Origin of the sequence: Microtetraspora malaysiensis (assembly GCF_001528665.1) — a bacterium.
Lineage (GTDB): Bacteria > Actinomycetota > Actinomycetes > Streptosporangiales > Streptosporangiaceae > Microtetraspora_A > Microtetraspora_A malaysiensis.
On sequence record NZ_BBYJ01000005.1, the window covers coordinates 357,651 to 375,038 of the forward strand.

Consider the following 17,388-nt stretch of genomic DNA (forward strand, 5'->3'; position numbering starts at 1 on the left):
ATCCGGAGGACGGTCGAGACCGGGCAAGATGCCGACCAGGTGGTAACGCTCCGCTAATCGGCGACGTGATCGTTGATGAGGTCGTACGCGGCTTGGGTGAAGGCGTGAACGCGTGCGGTCGCGTTGTCGGCCCGCCACAGCAGGCCCCATCGCAGAGGCGGGGCGTCATCGAAGGGGATGTAGGCGACGTCGGGGCGGGCGTAGTAGCGCCGGGCATGGGCTCCGACCGGGAAGACGCCGCGACCGGCGCCGATGAGCGTGAGCATCTCGTTGAAGGTGGCGGCTGAGGGGCCGGGCTCGATCGGCCGTCCGGACGGCGTCGTACGTGGCGTGCGGTCGTCGCGGAGGGAGTCGGGCAGCGTGTCGGGAAGTTGGAGGAGCGTGGCCCGGGCCAGATCTTCCAGACAGACCGACGAACGGCGCGCGAAGGGGTGCCGGATGGGGACGGCGAGCATGCGCGCCTCCGATATCAGGACAGGGCCGGTGGCGATGCCGGGCTCGTCGAAGGGGAAGGTGCCCAGGGCCAGGTCGATCTCGCCGTCGCGCAGCCACGGCATGAGTTCGACCATCTGCGCTTCGCGGAGCCGGACGTCGCAGTCGGGTTGGCGCTGCTGGAACAGTTCGGTGGCTCCGGCCAGCAGTTGCCCGCCCGCCGCGCCGACGAAGGCGACCCGCAGCGTTCCGGTCAGGCCGCGGCCGCTGGCGATGGCCTGTTCGAACGCGCTGGTGATCTGATCCCAGGCCGGACGCAGGTCCTCGTACAGCCGCCTGCCCACCGCCGTCGGCTCCACCCGGCGGCTGGTGCGATTGAACAGCGGCACCCCGGCGCGGCGCTCCAGTTTGGCGATCGTCTGGCTGATCCGGGCGGTGGACACGTGCAGCCGCTCGGCGGTGCGGCCGAAGTGCAGCTCTTCGGCGAGAGTGAGGAACGCCTCCACCTCGTGCCGCTCCAGCATGATCCTCCCATCGTTAATTCACGCTTGATGATCATTGCATAGCGGCGCATTGATCCCCATCGGTCCCGGATCGAGAGTGGAACCGCTCAACCACCACTCTGACCTGCACGGGATCCCCATCGGCTTCAGCGGCCGGGTCACCGCGCGGTCATCCCGTGCGCCACCGCGCACACCACGCCTGTCTCCTCCGATGTCTCACGAAGGTGTTTTCTGATGTCCACCGTCCCCCCGGCCCGGGCCGGGTTCCCTCGCCCACATCTCGCGCTGGCGCTGCTGGCATTCGCCCAGCTGATCATTTCCCTCGACTACAACATCGTGTACGTGGCGCTGCCGGAGATCGGCGACGCCCTGCACTTCTCGGCGCAGACCATGCAATGGGTGATCAGCGCCTACGCGGTGGCGTTCGGCGGTTTCCTGCTGCTGGGCGGCCGCGCCGTGGACCTGTTCGGGCCACGCCGCATATTCATGCTGGGACTGGCGCTGTACGCGGTGGCGTCGCTGGCGGGCGGCCTGGCCGGCGGGCCCCTGCCTCTGGTCGTGGCCCGTGCCGTGCAGGGGCTCGGCGGCGCGCTGCTGTTCCCGGCCACGTTGACGCTGGTCTCCACCGGATTCGCCGAAGGCCGCGAACGCAACCGCGCGTTCGCGGTGTGGGGCACCGCCGGCGGCAGCGGCATGATCCTCGGATCGCTGCTGGGCGGAATCCTGACCGATGCGTTCGGCTGGACGGCGGTTTTCTACGTCAACGTGCCGCTGGCCACCGCGGCCGCCCTGCTCGCCCTGACTCTCGTCCCGCACGACGCCGCGCGGGCGAGCGGCCGCCGGTTCGACCTGGCCGGGGCGCTCGCCGCCACCGGCGGAACCACGCTGGTGGTGTTCGCCCTGGTGCAGGGGCCCGAATCCGGCTGGAACACGCCGGCCGTGGCGGGCGCCGGGGTACTCGGCGCGGCACTGCTGGCGGGGTTCGTGGTGATCGAGGCCCGCAGTTCCGACCCGCTGCTGCCGCTCGGGCTGCTGCGCGGCCGCGACCTGGGCACCGGTGTGCTGGTGACGTTCCTGTACATGGGCACCTTCGGCACCCTGCTGTACTTCCTGACCGTCTACTTCCAGATCGTGCAGGGATACGACGCCCTGCGCACCGGCTTGGCGTTCCTGGTGCCGATGGCCGCCATCGTCGCCGGATCCCAACTCGCCGGACGGCTGGCCACCGTCCGCGGCACCCGCACCGCGATGATCGCCGCCCTGACCGCCCTGGTCGCCCTCGGCTTCAGCCCCGCCCGCCGCCAGATCGCCCTCACCGAGCGGGGCGAGCACGCCACCGCGTGACTCCGGGGCGTCCCCCGAGGGGCGGCACTGACCCACAACACGTCCGGATAAGGAGAAATCATGAATGTTCTGAGCACCCTGCGCACCGTCGTCCGCGGTCAGGTCCGGCTGCCCGGTGACCCGGGCTTCGACGCCGCGCGCCGTCCCTGGAACCTGGCGGTCGAGCAGCCGGTGGCCGCCGTGGTCGAAGCAGCCGACGCCGCCGACGTCGCCGCGCTCGTCCGGTACGCCCGCACCGCCGGGCTCGGCATCGCGACACAGCCCAACGGGCACGGCGCGACCGGCCGTACCGACGGCACCATCCTGCTGCGCACCGCCCGGCTCGACAGCCTGCGAATCGACCCGGACGCCCGCCGCGCCCACATCGGCGCCGGCGTGTCCTCCGGCCGGGTGCAGGCCGCCGCCGCGCCGTACGGACTGACCGGCCTGCCCGGCAGCTCCCCGGTCGTCAGCGTGACCGGCGTCGCCCTCGGCGGCGGGCTGAGCTGGTTCGGCCGCGCGTACGGGTGGGTCGCCGACAGCGTCAGCGCGTTCGACCTCGTGGACGCGGACGGCCACCGACGGCACGTCACCGCCGGCACCGACCCCGACCTGTTCTGGGCCCTGCGCGGCGCGGGAGGCGACTTCGCGATCGTCACGGGCCTGGAACTGACCCTCCACGACGCGCCGCGCCTGTACGGCGGCCGCATGGTGTGGACGGCCGAGCACGCCCCCGAGGTGATGGACGCCTACCGGCAGATCACCGCGACCGCCCCGGACGAGCTGACCGTGTGGCTGGACCTGCTGCACTTCCCCGGCTCCGACCCCATGGTCGCCGTCGATGCCACCTACCTCGGCGGCGCCGAGCAGGCACGCAACCTGCTGGCCCCGCTGGACCGCCTGCCCCGGCCGCTGTCGGACGGCAGGCGGGTCATGGCGGTCTCCGAACTCGGGACCATCACTGCGGAACCGACCGACCCGGGACCCGGGCTGTCGCGCGGCGAACTCCTCACCGACCTGGACGACGTCGCGGCCAAGACGCTGCTCGCCGACCCGATCGCGCCGCTGCTGAGCGTCCAGATCCGGCACCTGGGCGGCGCGTTCGCCCGCCCTTCCGACAGCCCGCACGGCCCGCTGGCCGCGCCCTACGCGCTCTACCTGTTCGGCGTCCCCACCGACCCGGCGACGGCCCGGGCCATCGCGGACAAGCAGCGTGCTCTCGCCGGCGCACTTCCCGTCAGCGGCCGCAAGCCTCTCACCTTCCTCAATCCCGGAGAGACCGCGGCCGACGCGTTCACTTCCACCACCCTGAGCCGGCTGCGCGCCGTCAAACGCCACCGGGACCCGCACAACACCTTCCGCAGCAACTTCCCGGTGGGAGGGTGACAGCCGGGAGGCCGGGTGAGCGGCCAGCCTGCCTTCGGACTAGGGAGTGTCAGACACGACCTAACCGCCTCGCCGGCCCGGCCCCCGACGGCGCAGGCCGTATGCGGCGGCCCCGACGGCCAGGACGACCGCTCCGGCGACCACCGACGAGAGCGGAAGGGCGAAGGCCAGGATCAGGCAGCCGGCCAGGCCGAGTACGGGCACGGCCCGCCGGTGCGGGGCTCCGGCCGAGATGAGCGTCACCGCGCTGGCGTTGGCGATGGCGTAGTAGACGAGCACGCCGAAGGAGGAGAACCCGATCGCGCCGCGCAGGTCCGCCAGGCCCGCCACCACGGCCACGACCGCCCCCACCGCCAGCTCGGCGTGGTGGGGCACGCCGAACCGCGGGTGGACGGCGGTGAGGGCGCCGGGCAGGTGCCGGTCGCGGGCCATGGCCAGCGTCGTACGGGAGACCCCCAGGATCAGCGCGAGCAGCGAGCCGGTCGCGGCGACCGCCGCGCCGACGCGTACCAGCGGCACCAGGCCGGGCAGCCCGGCGGCGCGGGCGACCTCGGCCAGCGGGGCGGCCGCCCCGCCGACTCCTTCGGCGCCCAGTACGCTCAGCGCCGCGACCGCGACCGCCGCGTAGACCACCAGGGCGATGCCCAGCGCCAGCGGGATGGCGCGGGGGATCGTGCGCGCGGGGTCGCGGACCTCCTCCCCGAGCGTGGCGATGCGCGCGTATCCGGCGAACGCGAAGAACAGCAGGCCCGCCGCCTGCAGCACCCCGCCGGGTGAGGCGTCCGAGCCGAGGCCGAGCCGGGACGCGTCCGGCGCGCCGGAGGTGAGGGCGGCGACCACCACGGTGGTCAGCACCGCGAGGACGACGGCGACGCTGACGCGGGTGAGCCAGGCGGACCGGTGCACCCCGACGTAGTTCACGGCGGTCAACGCGACCACGGCGGCCACGGCCACCGCGTGCGCCTGCTCAGGCCAGACGTAGTAGCCGACGGTCAGGGCCATCGCCGCGCACGAGGCGGTCTTGCCGACGACGAACCCCCAGCCGGCCAGGTATCCCCAGAACTCCCCCAGGCGTTCGCGGCCGTAGACGTAGGTGCCGCCGGAGGCCGGGTAGCGGGCCGCGAGCCGGGCCGAGGAGGTGGCGTTGCAGTAGGCGACCGCCGCGGCCAGGGCCAGTCCGAGCAGCAGCGCGGATCCGGCCGCGCGCGCAGCCGGGGAGAGTGCGGCGAAGATCCCCGCGCCGATCATGGACCCGAGGCCGATCACCACGGCGTCGAAGAGCCCGAGCCGGCGTCGCAGCTCGTCCGGGACCGCGGCGGCGGTCGTCGCCTTGCCCAATCGGCTCACCCCTTTTCCCGCCGTCACCGTACGCGAACGGGCCGGACCCGCATGCCGCCGCGACAGACCGTCGGCAACGGTAGCCGACCTCGTCGGCTGCGGTGGCACGAGGTCTGGCCCAACCGCGAACCCCGGCGGTGCGGCGCGCCCTGGACTCCGGCCCCCGCCGGTCACCGGGGAGAGCCGGAGCGCCGTGTGGCCGCTGCCCGGGTCGAGGCCGCCGAAGCCGGTCGCGAGATAATTTCCGGAGGATGTCCATCTGGCAGTGCCCCGTTCGTAGTTATGGCATGCGGCGATCCCGCCGCGCGACGAGACAACGGAACACTGAGGGAGCCGATCATGAAGTACATGCTGCTGATCCAGGCGGGCGAGGTCGCCGAGAACGGCGAGGCCGCCGAGAGCGATTTCGGGGCCTGGGTGGCCTACGACAAGGCGGTGAAGGACGCGGGGATCTTCGTTTCCGGGGAGTCCCTGGCGGACCTGGTCACCGCCACGATGGTGCGCGTCAGCCCGGACGGCGAGCGGACCGTGACGGACGGGCCGTTCGCCGAGACGCGCGAGGTGCTCGGCGGGTTCTACGTCATCGACGTGCCGGACCTGGACGCCGCGCTGGACTGGGCAGCCCGCTGCCCCGGCGCCCTCGGTAGCGGCTCGGTGGTGGTGCGGCCGGTCGCCGACTTCGGGGTCTGATTGTGCGTGACGAGCGGGCGGACGGTGTGGCCTCGGTGGAGGCGGTGTTCCGCGAGGAGCACGGCCGGCTGCTGGCCGCGCTCGTCCGCCGCTTCGGTGATCTGGACCTGGCCGAAGAGGTCACGTCGGAGGCGATCGAGGCGGCGTTGGCGCGCTGGCCGGTGGACGGCGTCCCGCCGAAACCCGGAGCCTGGTTGATGACAACGGCGCGGCGCAGGGCGGTCGATCGGCTGCGGCGTGACCAGGCTCTCGCCGCGCGGCTGGCGATGCTGCGGGTGGAGGCGGAGCGGGCGGAGCCCCCACCGGCCCAGGACGCGGACGGCGGCCTGCCGGACGAGCGGCTGCAGTTGTTCTTCACCTGCGCCCACCCCGCGCTCGCGGCCGAGGACCGGGGGGCGCTGATGCTGCGCTGCCTGGCCGGGCTGTCCACGCCGGAGGTGGCGCGGGCCTTCCTGGTGCCCCCGGAGACGATGGCCAAGCGGATCACCCGGGCGAAGAAGAAGATCCGCGCCGCCCGGATCCCGTTCCGGGTGCCCGGTGCGGACGAGTTGCCGGGGCGGCTGCCGGGCGTGCTTCAAGTGGTGTATTCGATCTTCACCGAGGGGTACGTGGCCAGCTCGGGCCCGCGTCTGCAGCGGCTCGACCTCGCCGAGGAAGCGATCCGCCTCGGGCGCATCCTGCGCCGTCTTCTGCCCGCTGAACGGGAGGTCGCCGGGCTGCTCGGGCTGATGTTGCTGGTCCACGCCCGGCGGGACGCGCGCAGCGGCCCGGACGGCGAGGTGGTGCTGCTGGACGAGCAGGACCGTGCCCGGTGGGACCGCGGCATGATCGCGGAAGGCCGTGACCTGGTGGCCGTCGCGTTGACCGGCGGGCCGCCGGGCCCGTACGGGGTGCAGGCCGCGATCGCCGCCCTGCACGACGAGTCCGTCAGCCTCGACACCACCGACTGGCCGCAGATCGTGGCGCTGTACGACGTGTTGCTCGCACTCGTCCCGTCTCCGATCGTCGCGCTGAACCGGGCCGTGGCGGTGGCGATGCGTGACGGCCCGGAAGCCGGCCTGGCGCTGCTGGACGAGCTGGCCGGCGAGCCGCGGCTGCGCGGCTACCACCCCTACCCCGCGGCGCGGGCGGATCTGCTGAGCCGGGTCGGCCGATTCTCCGAGGCCGCCGCGGCCTACCGCCAGGCCCTCGAACTGGCGGGCACCGAGCCCGAGCGCGCGCACCTCCGGCGGAGGCTGGACGCGATCGAGGATTAGGTGGGCGAGCCGGCCGCCGGAACGCGGCGTCACGTGCCCGGGATCCGGCAGAGTCAGCGCCGCCTCGGCGCGTTCCCGGGACAGGCCCGTGTGGTGGGCCTGTCCCGGGTACGGCCGTCGGCCCGGTCAGCAGCGGCGTCCGTTGGGCGAGGTCGGCGTCCGCCGGCATCCCGAAGTGGGTGAGCACGGGCGGGGGCCACATCGGCCAGGCAAGTCATGCCGCCTCCGGCGACGTCGCTCGCTCATGAGGGACACGGGTCGCGCCACCGACGCGGGTCAGGGCGTGGGGCCGTCCCGTCTGTCAGGCCGGCACGCTGTTGAAACCGCACCAGGGCAGCGCGTTGGGCGAGAGGAATACATTGCCGCTAGCCCAGACGAACCCCCAAGAGTTGTGGGCTCCCTTGCCCGGCAGATACCTGTCGCCCTGGGTGTAATAGGCCCAGATCGGCTGCCCGTCCGGCGTGTTCCGCGTGGTGGTCTTGCAGAGGAAGCCGCTTGTGGTGGTGTCCAGCCAGCCTTTCTGGAAGGTGAAGTTGGAGGAGGAGTACACCGCCAGAGGCGCGTTGTTACGTGCCTTCACCCAGCCCGGGAAGGTGTGGCCGTACGGGTCGCGGACCGCGGCCGCCGAGGCGTTGGCCACCGAGGTCGGCGCCAGCGCCAGCCCGAGACACAGCGCGCCTGCGGCGATCAGTCTGTTCATGGTGCTTCCTTTCTCGAAGGGGTGGCAGCCAGTCAACGGCGGAGACCTGCGGACGGCCATGGCGGTCGGCCGTGGGTTGCGAGTTTCCGCAAGAACCCGGATCGGCGTTGACTTCGGGCACCGGCGCATCGGCCCTGTTCAACGGGGGTGGCCGAGGCCTTGTCGTCCTCAACGCGGACGCCGCCGAGGTGGGCGGATGGCGCGTGCGCCACTACTGTGAGGCTGCCGACGTCGAGGCGACTCACAGTGGACGGCGGGCCGGCCGTTCCGGGACGGTCCCGCCACGGCGTCGCCGGGCCCACGAACCCGTCTTATGGTCCGTCCACGTGGTCCGTCATGGTCGCTCACCCCCGGGAGACAGCCGTGTCCCTGCCTCTGCCCGACCCCTTCTCCCCGCCGCGCTCCCGGGCCGGACGGCCTGCCCGCCTTGGCGTGGTCCCCACCGTCGTGGCCCTGCTCGCGGGACTGCTCACGGCCGCCGATCGCGCCGACGCCGGGTTCTCGCCGAGCCCGTCGCCGAGCGTGACCCCGGCCGCCTTGCCCTCCCCCTCCCCCTCGCTATCGGCCTCGCCGTCCCCCCGCGGAGGCACGTTCACCGTCGTGGCGGCGGGCGACATCGCCGCGCAGTGCACGGCGAGCTCCAGCTCCTGCGCCCATGCCAAAACGGCCGCGCAGGTCCAGGCGATCAACCCGGAGTTCGTCCTCACGATGGGTGACAACCAGTACGACCGCGGCACGATCGACGACTACCGGAAGTACTACGACACGACCTGGGGCAAGTTCAAGAACAAGACCCGTCCCACGGCGGGCAACCACGAGAGCTACGACCCGGCCGGGTTCGAGGCCGGCTACAAGTCCTACTTCGGGGCGATCGCGTTCCCGAACGGCAAGAGCTGGTACAGCTTCGACCGGGGCAACTGGCACTTCATCGCCCTCGACTCCAACCTCTTCGACCGGACCGCGCAGATCGACTGGCTCAGGGCCGACCTCGCCGCCACCACCAGGGGCTGCGTCGCCGCGTACTGGCACCACCCGCTGTTCAGCTCCGGCGAGCACGGCGACGACCCGGTCAGCCGGCCCGTCTGGCAGATCCTCTACGACGACGGAGCCGACCTGGTGCTCAACGGGCACGACCACCACTACGAGCGGTTCGGCCCGCAGAACCCCTCAGGCAAGGCCGACCCGAACGGCCCGGTCGAGCTGCTCGGCGGCATGGGCGGCGCCGAATCGTACAAGATCAAGAACGTCCGGCCCAACAGCCGGTTCCGGCTCAGCGGCACGAGCGGTGTGGTGAAGCTGACGTTCACCGACAGCACGTTCTCCTGGCAGCTCATCGGCACCGATGGCAAGGTGAAGGACACCAGCCCGACCTACGCCTGCCACTGAAGTACGCCCCGGCGATCCGGTGGCCCCGGCCGGTGGCCGTACTCGCCGACGCCTGCGCGCGGCGCGGGAAAACATGTTGCGGAAATGTCGGTGCCCTTCACTAGGGTCTTGCCACGTGGCAGAGCAACCAATGATCTTCGCCCGTGGCCTGGTCAAACGCTTCGGCGACTTCACCGCGGTCAACGGCATCGACGTCGAGGTCGCGCCGGGCGAGGCGTTCGGCTTCCTGGGGCCCAACGGGGCGGGCAAGTCCTCGACGATGCGGATGATCAGTTGCGTGTCCGCGCCCACCTCAGGCGAGCTGCGCATCCTGGGGATGGACCCGGTGCGCGACGGCACCAGGATCCGCGCCCGGCTGGGCGTCTGCCCGCAGCTGGACAACCTCGACCCCGACCTGACAGTGCGGGAGAACCTCACCACCTACGCCCGATACTTCGGGCTGTCCCGCGTCGAGGGGCGGCGGCGGGCCGATGAGCTGCTGGACTTCGTCCAGCTCAGCGACCGGGCGGGCAGCATGGTCGAGCCGCTGTCGGGCGGCATGAAACGCCGCCTGACGATCGCCCGATCCATGATCAACGAGCCGGACATCGTGCTGCTCGACGAGCCGACCACCGGCCTCGACCCGCAGGCCAGACACCTGCTGTGGGAGCGGCTGTTCCGGCTCAAGCAGCGCGGCACCACGCTCGTGCTCACCACGCACTACATGGACGAGGCCGAGCAGCTGTGCGACCGGCTCGTGGTCATGGACGGCGGAAAGATCGTCGCCGAGGGGTCGCCGCGCTCGCTGATCGAGACGTACTCCACGGCCGAGGTGGTCGAGCTGCGCTTCCCCGACGGCCTCGACCTGAACGCCGACTACGCGGCGAAGATGAGCGGGATCGGCGAGCGGGTGGACCCGCTGCCCGACCGGGTGCTGCTGTACGCCGACGACGGCGACGCGGCGCTGACCGAGGTGCACCAGCGCGGTCTGACGCCCTCCAGCGTGCTGATCCGCCGCTCCACCCTGGAGGACGTGTTCCTCCACCTCACCGGCCGGACGTTGGTGGACTGACATGACCGCCGGCACCGTCCGTCCCAGCATCGCCGTCCTGGAACGGCAGCTGACGCTCTACCGCAGGCTGTGGCGGGCGTCGGTGTTCTCCTCGTTCGTCCTTCCGGTGCTCTTCGTGATCAGCATCGGCATCGGCGTCGGTGGATACGTCGGCTCCGTCAAGGGCGTCGACTACCTGTCGTGGATCGTCCCCGGCGTGGTCGCCTCGACCGCGTTCCAGATGGCGCTCGGCGAGTCGACCTACCCCGTGCTCGGCGACTTCAAGTGGTCGCGCGCGTTCCACGCGATGCGGGCCACCCCGGTCCAGCCGAACCACATCCTGACCGGCCACCTGCTCTACCTGCTGTTCCGGGTGACGACCGCCGTCCTGGCGTTCCTGCTGGTAGTGCTGTTCTTCGGCGCGCTGCGCTCGCCGTGGGCGGTGACGGTCCCGCTCGTCTGCGCCCTGCTGACGGTGGCCACCGCCGCGCCGGTCAGCGCGTTCGCGGCCAGCATCGACAGCGACAGCCACTTCACGCTGCTGTTCCGCTTCGTGATGATCCCCGCGTCGCTGTTCTCGGGCGTCTTCTTCCCCATCGAGCAGCTCCCCGGCCTGATCCGGCCGGTGGCGTACGTCTCGCCGTTGTGGCACGCCGTGGAGCTGTGCCGCTCGGCCACGCTCGGCACCGCGCCGCCGTGGCCGGTCGCCGCGCACGTCGGCTGCCTGCTGGTGTGGGCCGTCGCGGGCACGCTGCTCGCCGCACGCCGGTTCCGCCGGAGGCTGGAGGACTGATGTTGACCACTCTGGCGGCCGCGAGGTCGATGCGCGCCTCCCGTCCGGGGCTCTCCACCACACGGGTCGGCGCGGTGATCAGCCGCAACGTCGGCGCGTTGCGCTCGGGCCCGGCCTACTGGATCGTGCTCGTCTCCGGCTTCTTCGAGCCGCTGCTGTATCTGCTGTCCATCGGCGTCGGCGTGGGCGCGCTGGTCGGCGATCTGACTGTCTACGGCCGCACCATGCCGTACGCCGCCTTCGTCGCCCCGGCCATGCTCGCGGTGTCGGCCATGACCGGGGCGCTGGCGGAGACCACGTTCAACGTGTTCTTCAAGCTCAAGTACGTGAAGACGTACGAGGCGGTGCTCGCCACGCCGGTGCGGCCGGTGGAGATCGCCTTCGGTGAGCTGACGTGGGCGACCGTCCGAGGCTCCTTCTACACCGCGATCTTCCTCGGCGTGATGGTCGCGCTCGGCCTGGCGCCGGTGGGCGGCGCGCTGGCCGCCTTCCCGGCGACGATCCTGGTGAGCCTGGCGTTCGGCGCGGTCGGACTCACGATCAGCACGCTGATGCGCGGCTGGCAGGACTTCGACCTGCTGACCACCGGCCAGTTCGCGATGTTCCTGTTCTCCGGGACGTTCTCCCCGGTGCAGGACTACCCGGCGTGGGCGGAGATTCTGATCCAGATCACCCCGCTCTACCACGCGGTCGAGCTGGTGCGCAGGTTGTCCCTGGGCGTGTACGGCCCCGGCCTGCTGGGGCACGCCGCCTACCTCCTGGTCATGCTCGCGGCCGGGTTGTGGTTCGCCGCCCGCCGCATGGAGCGCCTGCTCTGCCCCTGACCGGCTGTCCGGCCGGGCGCCTACGGCGCGGGAGCGGATCCGGCCGCCGGAGCAGGAGCGGCGGCCGGGTCCTGTCCCTCGTCCCTCGGCCGCCGCTTCGCACGGCTACCCAAGGAACTCCCGCAGCGAACGCGGTTGGCGACCCAGGATGTCGGCCACGGTCGTGGTCGTGCTCGCCCAGCGGCCATCCCCGATCTGCGACATGAGTCGGGACAGGTCACGGGCCGCTTGGGCGGGCATGCCGCGCTTCTCCAGGTGAGTGGCGGCTTCCTCGACCGGCAGGTCCACGTAACGCACGGGCCGGCCGAGTGTTCGGGTGAGCTCGGCGGCGACCTCGTCCTGCGTAGGCGCCACCGGCCCGGTGAGCTCGTAGGTGGCGTCGGCCCCGACGGGACGCGCAAGCAGCACGGCCGCGACCGCCCCGATGTCACGCGCGTCGATGTAGCCGACCCTGCCTCTGCCGTACGAGCCGAAGATCCGCCCCTCCTCGTCGACGTCGCCCGCGAGATTCTGCATGAAGCCGACAGGCGCCAGGATCGACCACGGCACTCCTGAGGCCTTGAGATGCTCGTCGACCTGTCCGTGCATGCCGAACCCGAGCAGGCTGCTCGACGTCACGCCGCGCACGGAGACGGTCACCACCTGCGCCACTCCCGCGGCCGCCGCATGATCGATGACCGCCTGATGCGCTCGCACGAAACCCGGCCACAGCCCGCTGTTGAGAAAGAGCCTGTCACCCGGCCCGAGCGGGATGCTCTCCGGCCGCTCCAGGTCACCGACCACGTAGTCGCATCCCAGTTCCTCGCCCTGTTCCGCGCGCCGTACCACGGCTCGCGCCGCACCGCCGAGCTCCTTGATCAGCGCACGCCCGATCGTGCCTGTCGCACCTGTCACCACAATCATCGCGCAACCCCCTAAGCGGAATATTGGCTTCCTCTTCTATACTAAGCGGAAGCTTGTCGTCCAGTTATGGGGAGTTCAATGCGCGCCGATGCACGCCGCAATCGGGACAGGATCCTGGAGGCCGCGCGGGACGCGGTGGCCGAGCGCGGCACGGACGCGCCGATGGAGCTGATCGCCCGCCGGGCCGGCGTCGGGGTCGGCACGCTCTATCGGCGCTTTCCCGACCGCGGCGTGCTGCTCGCCGCCTTGGCGGAGCAGTACGTTCACGAGCTCATGGACGCCCTCGACCGCGCCGCGGCGGCCGAGCCTGACGCGTGGGCGGCCATTCGCGCCTTCGTCGTCCACAGCGTGGAGAAGAGTCGCGGTGCCATCGCGGCCGCGCTGGCCGGGACCTCAGCGCCGCAGGCGAGGCAGGCGCTGACGCGGCGACTCGACGAGTTGGTACGGCAGGCGCAGGTGGACGGTGCGATGCGTTCAGATGTCGGCACCGGTGACCTCATGGATCTGCTCAACGTGTTCGCCTGCCACCCGGGCGTCATTCCGGAGCGCTTCCTGCCCCTCATGCTCGACGGGATAGGCCGCCGTTCGGAAAAGGGCTGACCGGCTACCGGCGGCCATCCGGGATGGTGATGAGCTCGCCTTCGTAGACGGCGACGGCGAGCTGGGCGCCGTCCCGGACGTGCAGCGTGCCCGCTTTTATGCCGGTATCACGGTCCGATTTTCCGGCGGACGAACGGCCCCCACGCAGCGTGGGGGCCGTTCGGCACGTGCAAGGAGCGGGAGATCAGACGCCGAACGCCGCCGGGTAGCGGATGACGCCGCTCGGGACCGGCCGCTCAGGGTCGAGGGCGAGCGCCATCATGTACTTGTCCTCGACGTCGAAGGGCGGGCGGATGCCGAACCCGGAGGCCGGGGTGAAGCCGAACCGCGGGTAGTACTCGGCGTGGCCGAGCACGACCACCAGATTCTCGCCCTGCTCGCGGGCGGCGCGCAGGGCGGCGTGGATGGCGGCGGAACCGGCGCCCCGCCGCTGGTGCTCGGGCCTGACCGCGCACGGGCCCAGCGCGAGCGCCGGGGAGTCGCCGACGTGGCAGCGTGTGAGCAGCGCGTATCCGGACAGGTCGCCGCCGAGCGACTCGGTCAGCCAGGACAGGCCGGGCATCCACGCCTGCGGGTCGGCCCGCAGAGCCTCGATGAGGTCGGCCTCGTGCGGGGTGGGGAAGGCGGCGAGGTTGATGTCGCGGATGGCGGCGACATCGCCGGCGGTCTCGGGGCGGGCGGTCCAAGAGGTGGTCATGGTCGGGTTCGCTTCCTCGTTCTCCCGCAGTCGCAGGACGTAGTCGGTGTGCTGATAGTCCGCGACGTGCTCGCGGCGCAGGGAAAACGCCGCCACTGCGGGGTCGCCGATCACGCCGGGCAGGCTGTCGGGCATGGTGGTGTGTGCTCCTGGTGGACGTTGAGCGGACCCGGAGACCGGCGGGACGCGGCCGGTCATGGCTGCTGATCCCGGAACTTGTAGGTCGCGCGCAGATGACTGGTGATGGCCTTCTGCCGCCTGGCGCGCTCGTCGCGCAGCCGGGCGTCAGTGCGTGAGGCGGCCCAGGCGTTCTCGCGTCGCAGTTTGCGATAGCTGTCCAGCCGGCGCTGCGGCAGCTCGCCCGCCCGGATGGCGGCCTGGACCGCGCAGCCCGGCTCACTGTCGTGGGCGCAGTCACTGAAGCGGCAGGCCCGGGCGAGGTGCTCGATCTCGGCGAAGACCTGCTCCAGGCCGTCGGCGGCGTCGTGGAGGCTGATGCCGCGCAGGCCGGGGGTGTCGATCAGGACACCACCGCCGGGAAGGGGGACCAGTTCGCGGCTGACGGTGGTGTGGCGGCCCTTGCCGTCTTGGGTCCGTACGGCGCCGGTGGCCAGGCGTTCCTCGCCGAGCAGCGCGTTGCCGAGGCTGGACTTGCCCGCGCCCGAGGGCCCGAGCAGCACGGTGGTACCGCGCAACAGCGCGGCCAGCGCGTCGATGTGCCGGCCCGTGGCCACGCTGGTGACCAGGACGTCCACGCCGGGTGCCAGCGCGCCCGCCTCGGCGTATGCGGCCTCGGGGTCGGCGACCAGATCCGCCTTGGTCAAGACCATCACCGGCTGTGCCCCGCTCTCCCAGGCCAGGGCGAGCAGCCGTTCCAACTTGGCCGCGTCCAGGGGAACGGCCAGGGACAGAGCGATGACGACGGTGTCGATGTTGGCGGCGAGCACCTGCCCATGGGAGGACCCGGACGCCGGCGAGCGCACGATCGCACTGTGCCGCGGAAGCAGGGCCACCAGGTGTGGATCGGTGCCCGGGCGCAGCGCGGCCCAGTCGCCGGTGCAGGGGGTCAGGAGCGGGTCGGGCCCGTGCGGCGCCGCGAACGTGGCCCGCACCGGGCCAGACGCGGTGATCGCCGAGCACAGTCCGCGATCGACGCGTGAGATCCGGGCCGGTAGGAGGCCCGCTTCGTAGTGTTCGGTGAAGTCTTGGTCGAGTGCGTCGGTCCACCCGTACCGGGACAGGCCGGATGGATCCGTGAAGGTATGTGGCAACGTGAGACACCTTGCGGAGAAGGGGCCCCGACGAGACGCGGACGCCACCCCCATAGGCGAGCCTGACAGCTCAAGGTTGGGGGAAGAAGCAGGTCAGACCGGGACCCGGGACGTGAGGATGGTCCGGGCGCTGCGCACGGCAGCGGTCTTCACCGCGGTCATCAAACCTCACCTCCCTCTCATGCCGATCCAACATCAAACGTCCGAGAGCCTAGCACCCTCAGCTGCGGTGCCGATCACATTGTGCCGGGGGACGAAGTCCAAAAACTGATCGACGTCGACCGGCCGGGACCCGCCGCCGGCCCGCCGCGAAAGGGCGCACGCGCGGCTGTCGTTGCCGCGGCACTCGACTGACCCCTACGCCTCAGACAGGATCCGTAACTGTCGGTAGCGTCCCGTAACGTTGCGCCCGTTGTCGTCGGCATCGGAGGGGTGGCCACCGTGAACGAGATTCCCGAGCGCAAGCTGGAGCTGATCCGAAAGCTCCTGGCGGTGGCCGAGCATCCCAACACCGGCGCGGCCGAGGCCGCCGTCTACCTGGAGAGGGCGTGCGCCCTCATGTCGGCGTACGGGGTCGAGCAGGCCGTGCTGGCCGACGCCGGGCAGGTGCGCGACGAGGTCGATCAGTTGACCGTCGAGATCGGCAATCCGTACCAGCCGGATCGGCGCTCCCTGCTCGCGGGCGTGGCCTCCGCGCTGCGCTGCCGCACGATCTACAGCAAGGTCGGGGCGGTGTCGCGAGTTCAGGTCATCGGCTTCCGGTCCGATCTCGACCTGGTGGAGATGCTCTTCACCTCCCTCTGCCTGCAGATGGCCTCCGCCGTCGTGCGTGAGCCGGTGCCGTCCGGGCACACCACGATCAGCTTCCGGAAGAGCTGGATGGCCGGATACGCCAACCGGGTCTGTGAGCGGCTGCGCGCGGCCGAGAAGGCGGCCGCTATGGACGCCGACCGGGCGGGGGCGCCGGGCGGCGGGCGCTCGACCGAGCTGGTGCTGCGCGACCGGGTCGCCGAGGTGCGTCGGGAGTACGAGCGGATGTTCCCCCATGTGCGCCGCGCCGGGCGGCGCACGATGAGCGACTGGTCGGGCTGGGCCGGGGGCCGGGCCGCCGGGGATCGCGCCGATCTGGGCGGCTCCCGTGTCGGCGCCCCGAGCCGGGCCGCGCTCGGCCGGTGAGGTTCACCCGCGGCGGGCGCCGATGACGGCCGTCGCGTCCAGTTCCTCGCAGGCGGCCACGCGCGGGACCAGTCCGGCGCGGGCCACGGCCTGCGCGGTCGGCGCGGCCTGGCGTCCGCTCGTCTCGACCAGGAGGTGACCGTCCGGGGCGAGCCACCGCGCCGCGTCGGCGATCACCCGCCGAACGACGTCGAGGCCGTCCGCGCCGCCGTCGAGCGCCACCCTCGGCTCGTGGACGCGGGCCTCCGGCGGCAGCAGCCCGATCGCTTCGGTCGGCACATACGGGGCGCTGGCGATCAGGAGGTCGACCCGTCCGCGCAGGGTGGCGGGCAGCGGCGCGTACAGGTCGCCTTCGTGGACGTGGCCGCCGGCGGCGGCGAGGTTGCGCCGGGCGCAGCGCACGGCGGCGGGGTCGATGTCGACGGCGTGCAGTTCGACGCCGTCCACGGCGGCGGCCAGGGCGACGCCCATCGCGCCCGTGCCGCAGCACAGGTCGACGACGACCGCGCCCGGCCGGGCGAGGGCGATCGCCTGACCGACGAGGAACTGGGTGCGCGGGCGGGGGACGAAGACGCCCGGGTCCACCGCGATGCGCACGCCGCAGAAGTCGGCCCAGCCGAGGACGTGTTCGAGGGGCAGGCCGCGGACCCGCCGGTCGACCATGGCGGCGAGATCGGCCGGGGTGGGTGCCGCCGAGACGAGGAGCCGTGCCTCGTCCTCGGCGAAGACGCATCCCGCGGAGCGGAGGGTGGTGACAATGTGTGACATGGAGGAAAGCGACGGCGAAGCCGACATGGGAGCCTTTCGGAAGCCGAGGGGCGCTCCCGCGTGCCCGGTCAGACGAGCCGGACGGCGGTGAGAAGGGAGCACCCTGCCTGGTACAGCGGAATGGGGCTCACCTCCTCGCGTTCGGGATCGTCGCTGGGGACGGCAACACTACCAGAGCGGTCGGGTCCTCCCGCCTCGAGAAGGACAGGTCAGGGCCGAAGCCGCCGGTGAAGACTCCTGCGATGGCTCTCCGGTAGTCCTGGGCCAGCCGCGCTCAGGCGGTGTGCTCGAGGAACTCCCGGGCGGCCGGGA

General features: G+C 71.9%; 17 protein-coding genes. 10 read left to right on the forward strand and 7 right to left on the reverse strand.

Annotated elements, in window-relative coordinates:
- Window positions 1-53: 53 nt before the first annotated feature.
- A complete protein-coding gene (locus AWQ71_RS04530) occupies window positions 54-956 on the reverse strand; it encodes a LysR family transcriptional regulator (protein WP_067127064.1) in 903 nt (300 codons plus the stop codon).
- 213 nt (window positions 957-1,169) lie between these two features.
- Here AWQ71_RS04530 and AWQ71_RS04535 point away from each other — a divergent pair, with 213 nt between their 5' ends.
- Together AWQ71_RS04535 and AWQ71_RS04540 are read left to right on the forward strand one after the other, a co-directional pair.
- Window positions 1,170-2,279 (forward strand): MFS transporter, encoded by a 1,110-nt coding sequence (locus tag AWQ71_RS04535; protein ID WP_084258492.1) that lies wholly within the window; start codon window positions 1,170-1,172, stop codon window positions 2,277-2,279.
- A 60-nt stretch (window positions 2,280-2,339) separates the two neighbouring features.
- On the forward strand, window positions 2,340-3,644 hold the full coding sequence (locus AWQ71_RS04540) for an FAD-binding oxidoreductase (protein WP_067127067.1): 1,305 nt from the start codon (window positions 2,340-2,342) through the stop codon (window positions 3,642-3,644).
- A 60-nt stretch (window positions 3,645-3,704) separates the two neighbouring features.
- Here the strand turns inward: AWQ71_RS04540 and AWQ71_RS04545 are convergent, their stop codons facing one another.
- Window positions 3,705-4,991 carry an APC family permease gene (locus AWQ71_RS04545; RefSeq protein ID WP_281195350.1) on the reverse strand — a complete coding sequence of 429 codons (1,287 nt, stop codon included), beginning with the start codon at window positions 4,989-4,991 and terminating at the stop codon, window positions 3,705-3,707.
- Between the two features lie 330 nt (window positions 4,992-5,321).
- Between AWQ71_RS04545 and AWQ71_RS04550 the strand changes: the two genes are divergently transcribed.
- Together AWQ71_RS04550 and AWQ71_RS04555 are read left to right on the forward strand one after the other, a co-directional pair.
- Entirely contained in the window at window positions 5,322-5,672 is a 351-nt protein-coding gene (locus AWQ71_RS04550) for a YciI family protein (RefSeq protein WP_067127073.1), read from the forward strand.
- Window positions 5,673-5,674: 2 nt separating this feature from the next.
- On the forward strand, window positions 5,675-6,928 hold the full coding sequence (locus tag AWQ71_RS04555; protein WP_067127076.1) for an RNA polymerase sigma factor: 1,254 nt from the start codon (window positions 5,675-5,677) through the stop codon (window positions 6,926-6,928).
- Window positions 6,929-7,229: 301 nt separating this feature from the next.
- Here the strand turns inward: AWQ71_RS04555 and AWQ71_RS04560 are convergent, their stop codons facing one another.
- Entirely contained in the window at window positions 7,230-7,628 is a 399-nt protein-coding gene (locus AWQ71_RS04560) for a hypothetical protein (protein ID WP_067127079.1), read from the reverse strand.
- Between the two features lie 363 nt (window positions 7,629-7,991).
- Between AWQ71_RS04560 and AWQ71_RS04565 the strand changes: the two genes are divergently transcribed.
- The 4 genes from AWQ71_RS04565 to AWQ71_RS04580 all read left to right on the forward strand — a co-directional run bounded on the left by AWQ71_RS04565 (window position 7,992) and on the right by AWQ71_RS04580 (window position 11,661).
- On the forward strand, window positions 7,992-9,014 hold the full coding sequence (locus tag AWQ71_RS04565) for a metallophosphoesterase family protein (RefSeq protein ID WP_245658106.1): 1,023 nt from the start codon (window positions 7,992-7,994) through the stop codon (window positions 9,012-9,014).
- A gap of 115 nt (window positions 9,015-9,129) precedes the next feature.
- On the forward strand, window positions 9,130-10,065 hold the full coding sequence (locus AWQ71_RS04570) for an ABC transporter ATP-binding protein (RefSeq protein WP_218001638.1): 936 nt from the start codon (window positions 9,130-9,132) through the stop codon (window positions 10,063-10,065).
- Between the two features lies 1 nt (window position 10,066).
- Window positions 10,067-10,837, forward strand: coding sequence for an ABC transporter permease (locus AWQ71_RS04575; RefSeq protein ID WP_067127084.1), 771 nt, complete (start codon window positions 10,067-10,069; stop codon window positions 10,835-10,837).
- Window positions 10,837-11,661: an ABC transporter permease gene (locus tag AWQ71_RS04580; protein WP_084258496.1), complete on the forward strand. Its 825-nt coding sequence runs from the start codon at window positions 10,837-10,839 to the stop codon at window positions 11,659-11,661. Before AWQ71_RS04575 ends, AWQ71_RS04580 begins: the two co-directional genes overlap by 1 nt.
- A gap of 105 nt (window positions 11,662-11,766) precedes the next feature.
- Here the strand turns inward: AWQ71_RS04580 and AWQ71_RS04585 are convergent, their stop codons facing one another.
- The gene (locus AWQ71_RS04585; RefSeq protein WP_067127087.1) at window positions 11,767-12,564 is read right to left on the reverse strand and encodes an NAD(P)H-binding protein; all 798 of its coding nucleotides are present in this window, start codon (window positions 12,562-12,564) and stop codon (window positions 11,767-11,769) included.
- Window positions 12,565-12,642: 78 nt separating this feature from the next.
- Here AWQ71_RS04585 and AWQ71_RS04590 point away from each other — a divergent pair, with 78 nt between their 5' ends.
- Entirely contained in the window at window positions 12,643-13,164 is a 522-nt protein-coding gene (locus tag AWQ71_RS04590) for a TetR/AcrR family transcriptional regulator (protein ID WP_084258498.1), read from the forward strand.
- Between the two features lie 184 nt (window positions 13,165-13,348).
- On the opposite strand, the gene AWQ71_RS04595 is transcribed toward AWQ71_RS04590, so the two are convergent.
- Window positions 13,349-13,996 carry a GNAT family N-acetyltransferase gene (locus tag AWQ71_RS04595; protein ID WP_174550671.1) on the reverse strand — a complete coding sequence of 216 codons (648 nt, stop codon included), beginning with the start codon at window positions 13,994-13,996 and terminating at the stop codon, window positions 13,349-13,351.
- A 59-nt stretch (window positions 13,997-14,055) separates the two neighbouring features.
- Complete coding sequence (rsgA, locus tag AWQ71_RS04600) at window positions 14,056-15,132, reverse strand: ribosome small subunit-dependent GTPase A (RefSeq protein ID WP_067127093.1); 1,077 nt, start codon at window positions 15,130-15,132, stop codon at window positions 14,056-14,058.
- Between the two features lie 441 nt (window positions 15,133-15,573).
- Between rsgA and AWQ71_RS04605 the strand changes: the two genes are divergently transcribed.
- On the forward strand, window positions 15,574-16,308 hold the full coding sequence (locus tag AWQ71_RS04605) for a DUF2786 domain-containing protein (protein WP_067127634.1): 735 nt from the start codon (window positions 15,574-15,576) through the stop codon (window positions 16,306-16,308).
- A 3-nt stretch (window positions 16,309-16,311) separates the two neighbouring features.
- Here the strand turns inward: AWQ71_RS04605 and AWQ71_RS04610 are convergent, their stop codons facing one another.
- On the reverse strand, window positions 16,312-17,103 hold the full coding sequence (locus AWQ71_RS04610; RefSeq protein WP_067127096.1) for a putative protein N(5)-glutamine methyltransferase: 792 nt from the start codon (window positions 17,101-17,103) through the stop codon (window positions 16,312-16,314).
- Window positions 17,104-17,388 lie beyond the last annotated feature (285 nt).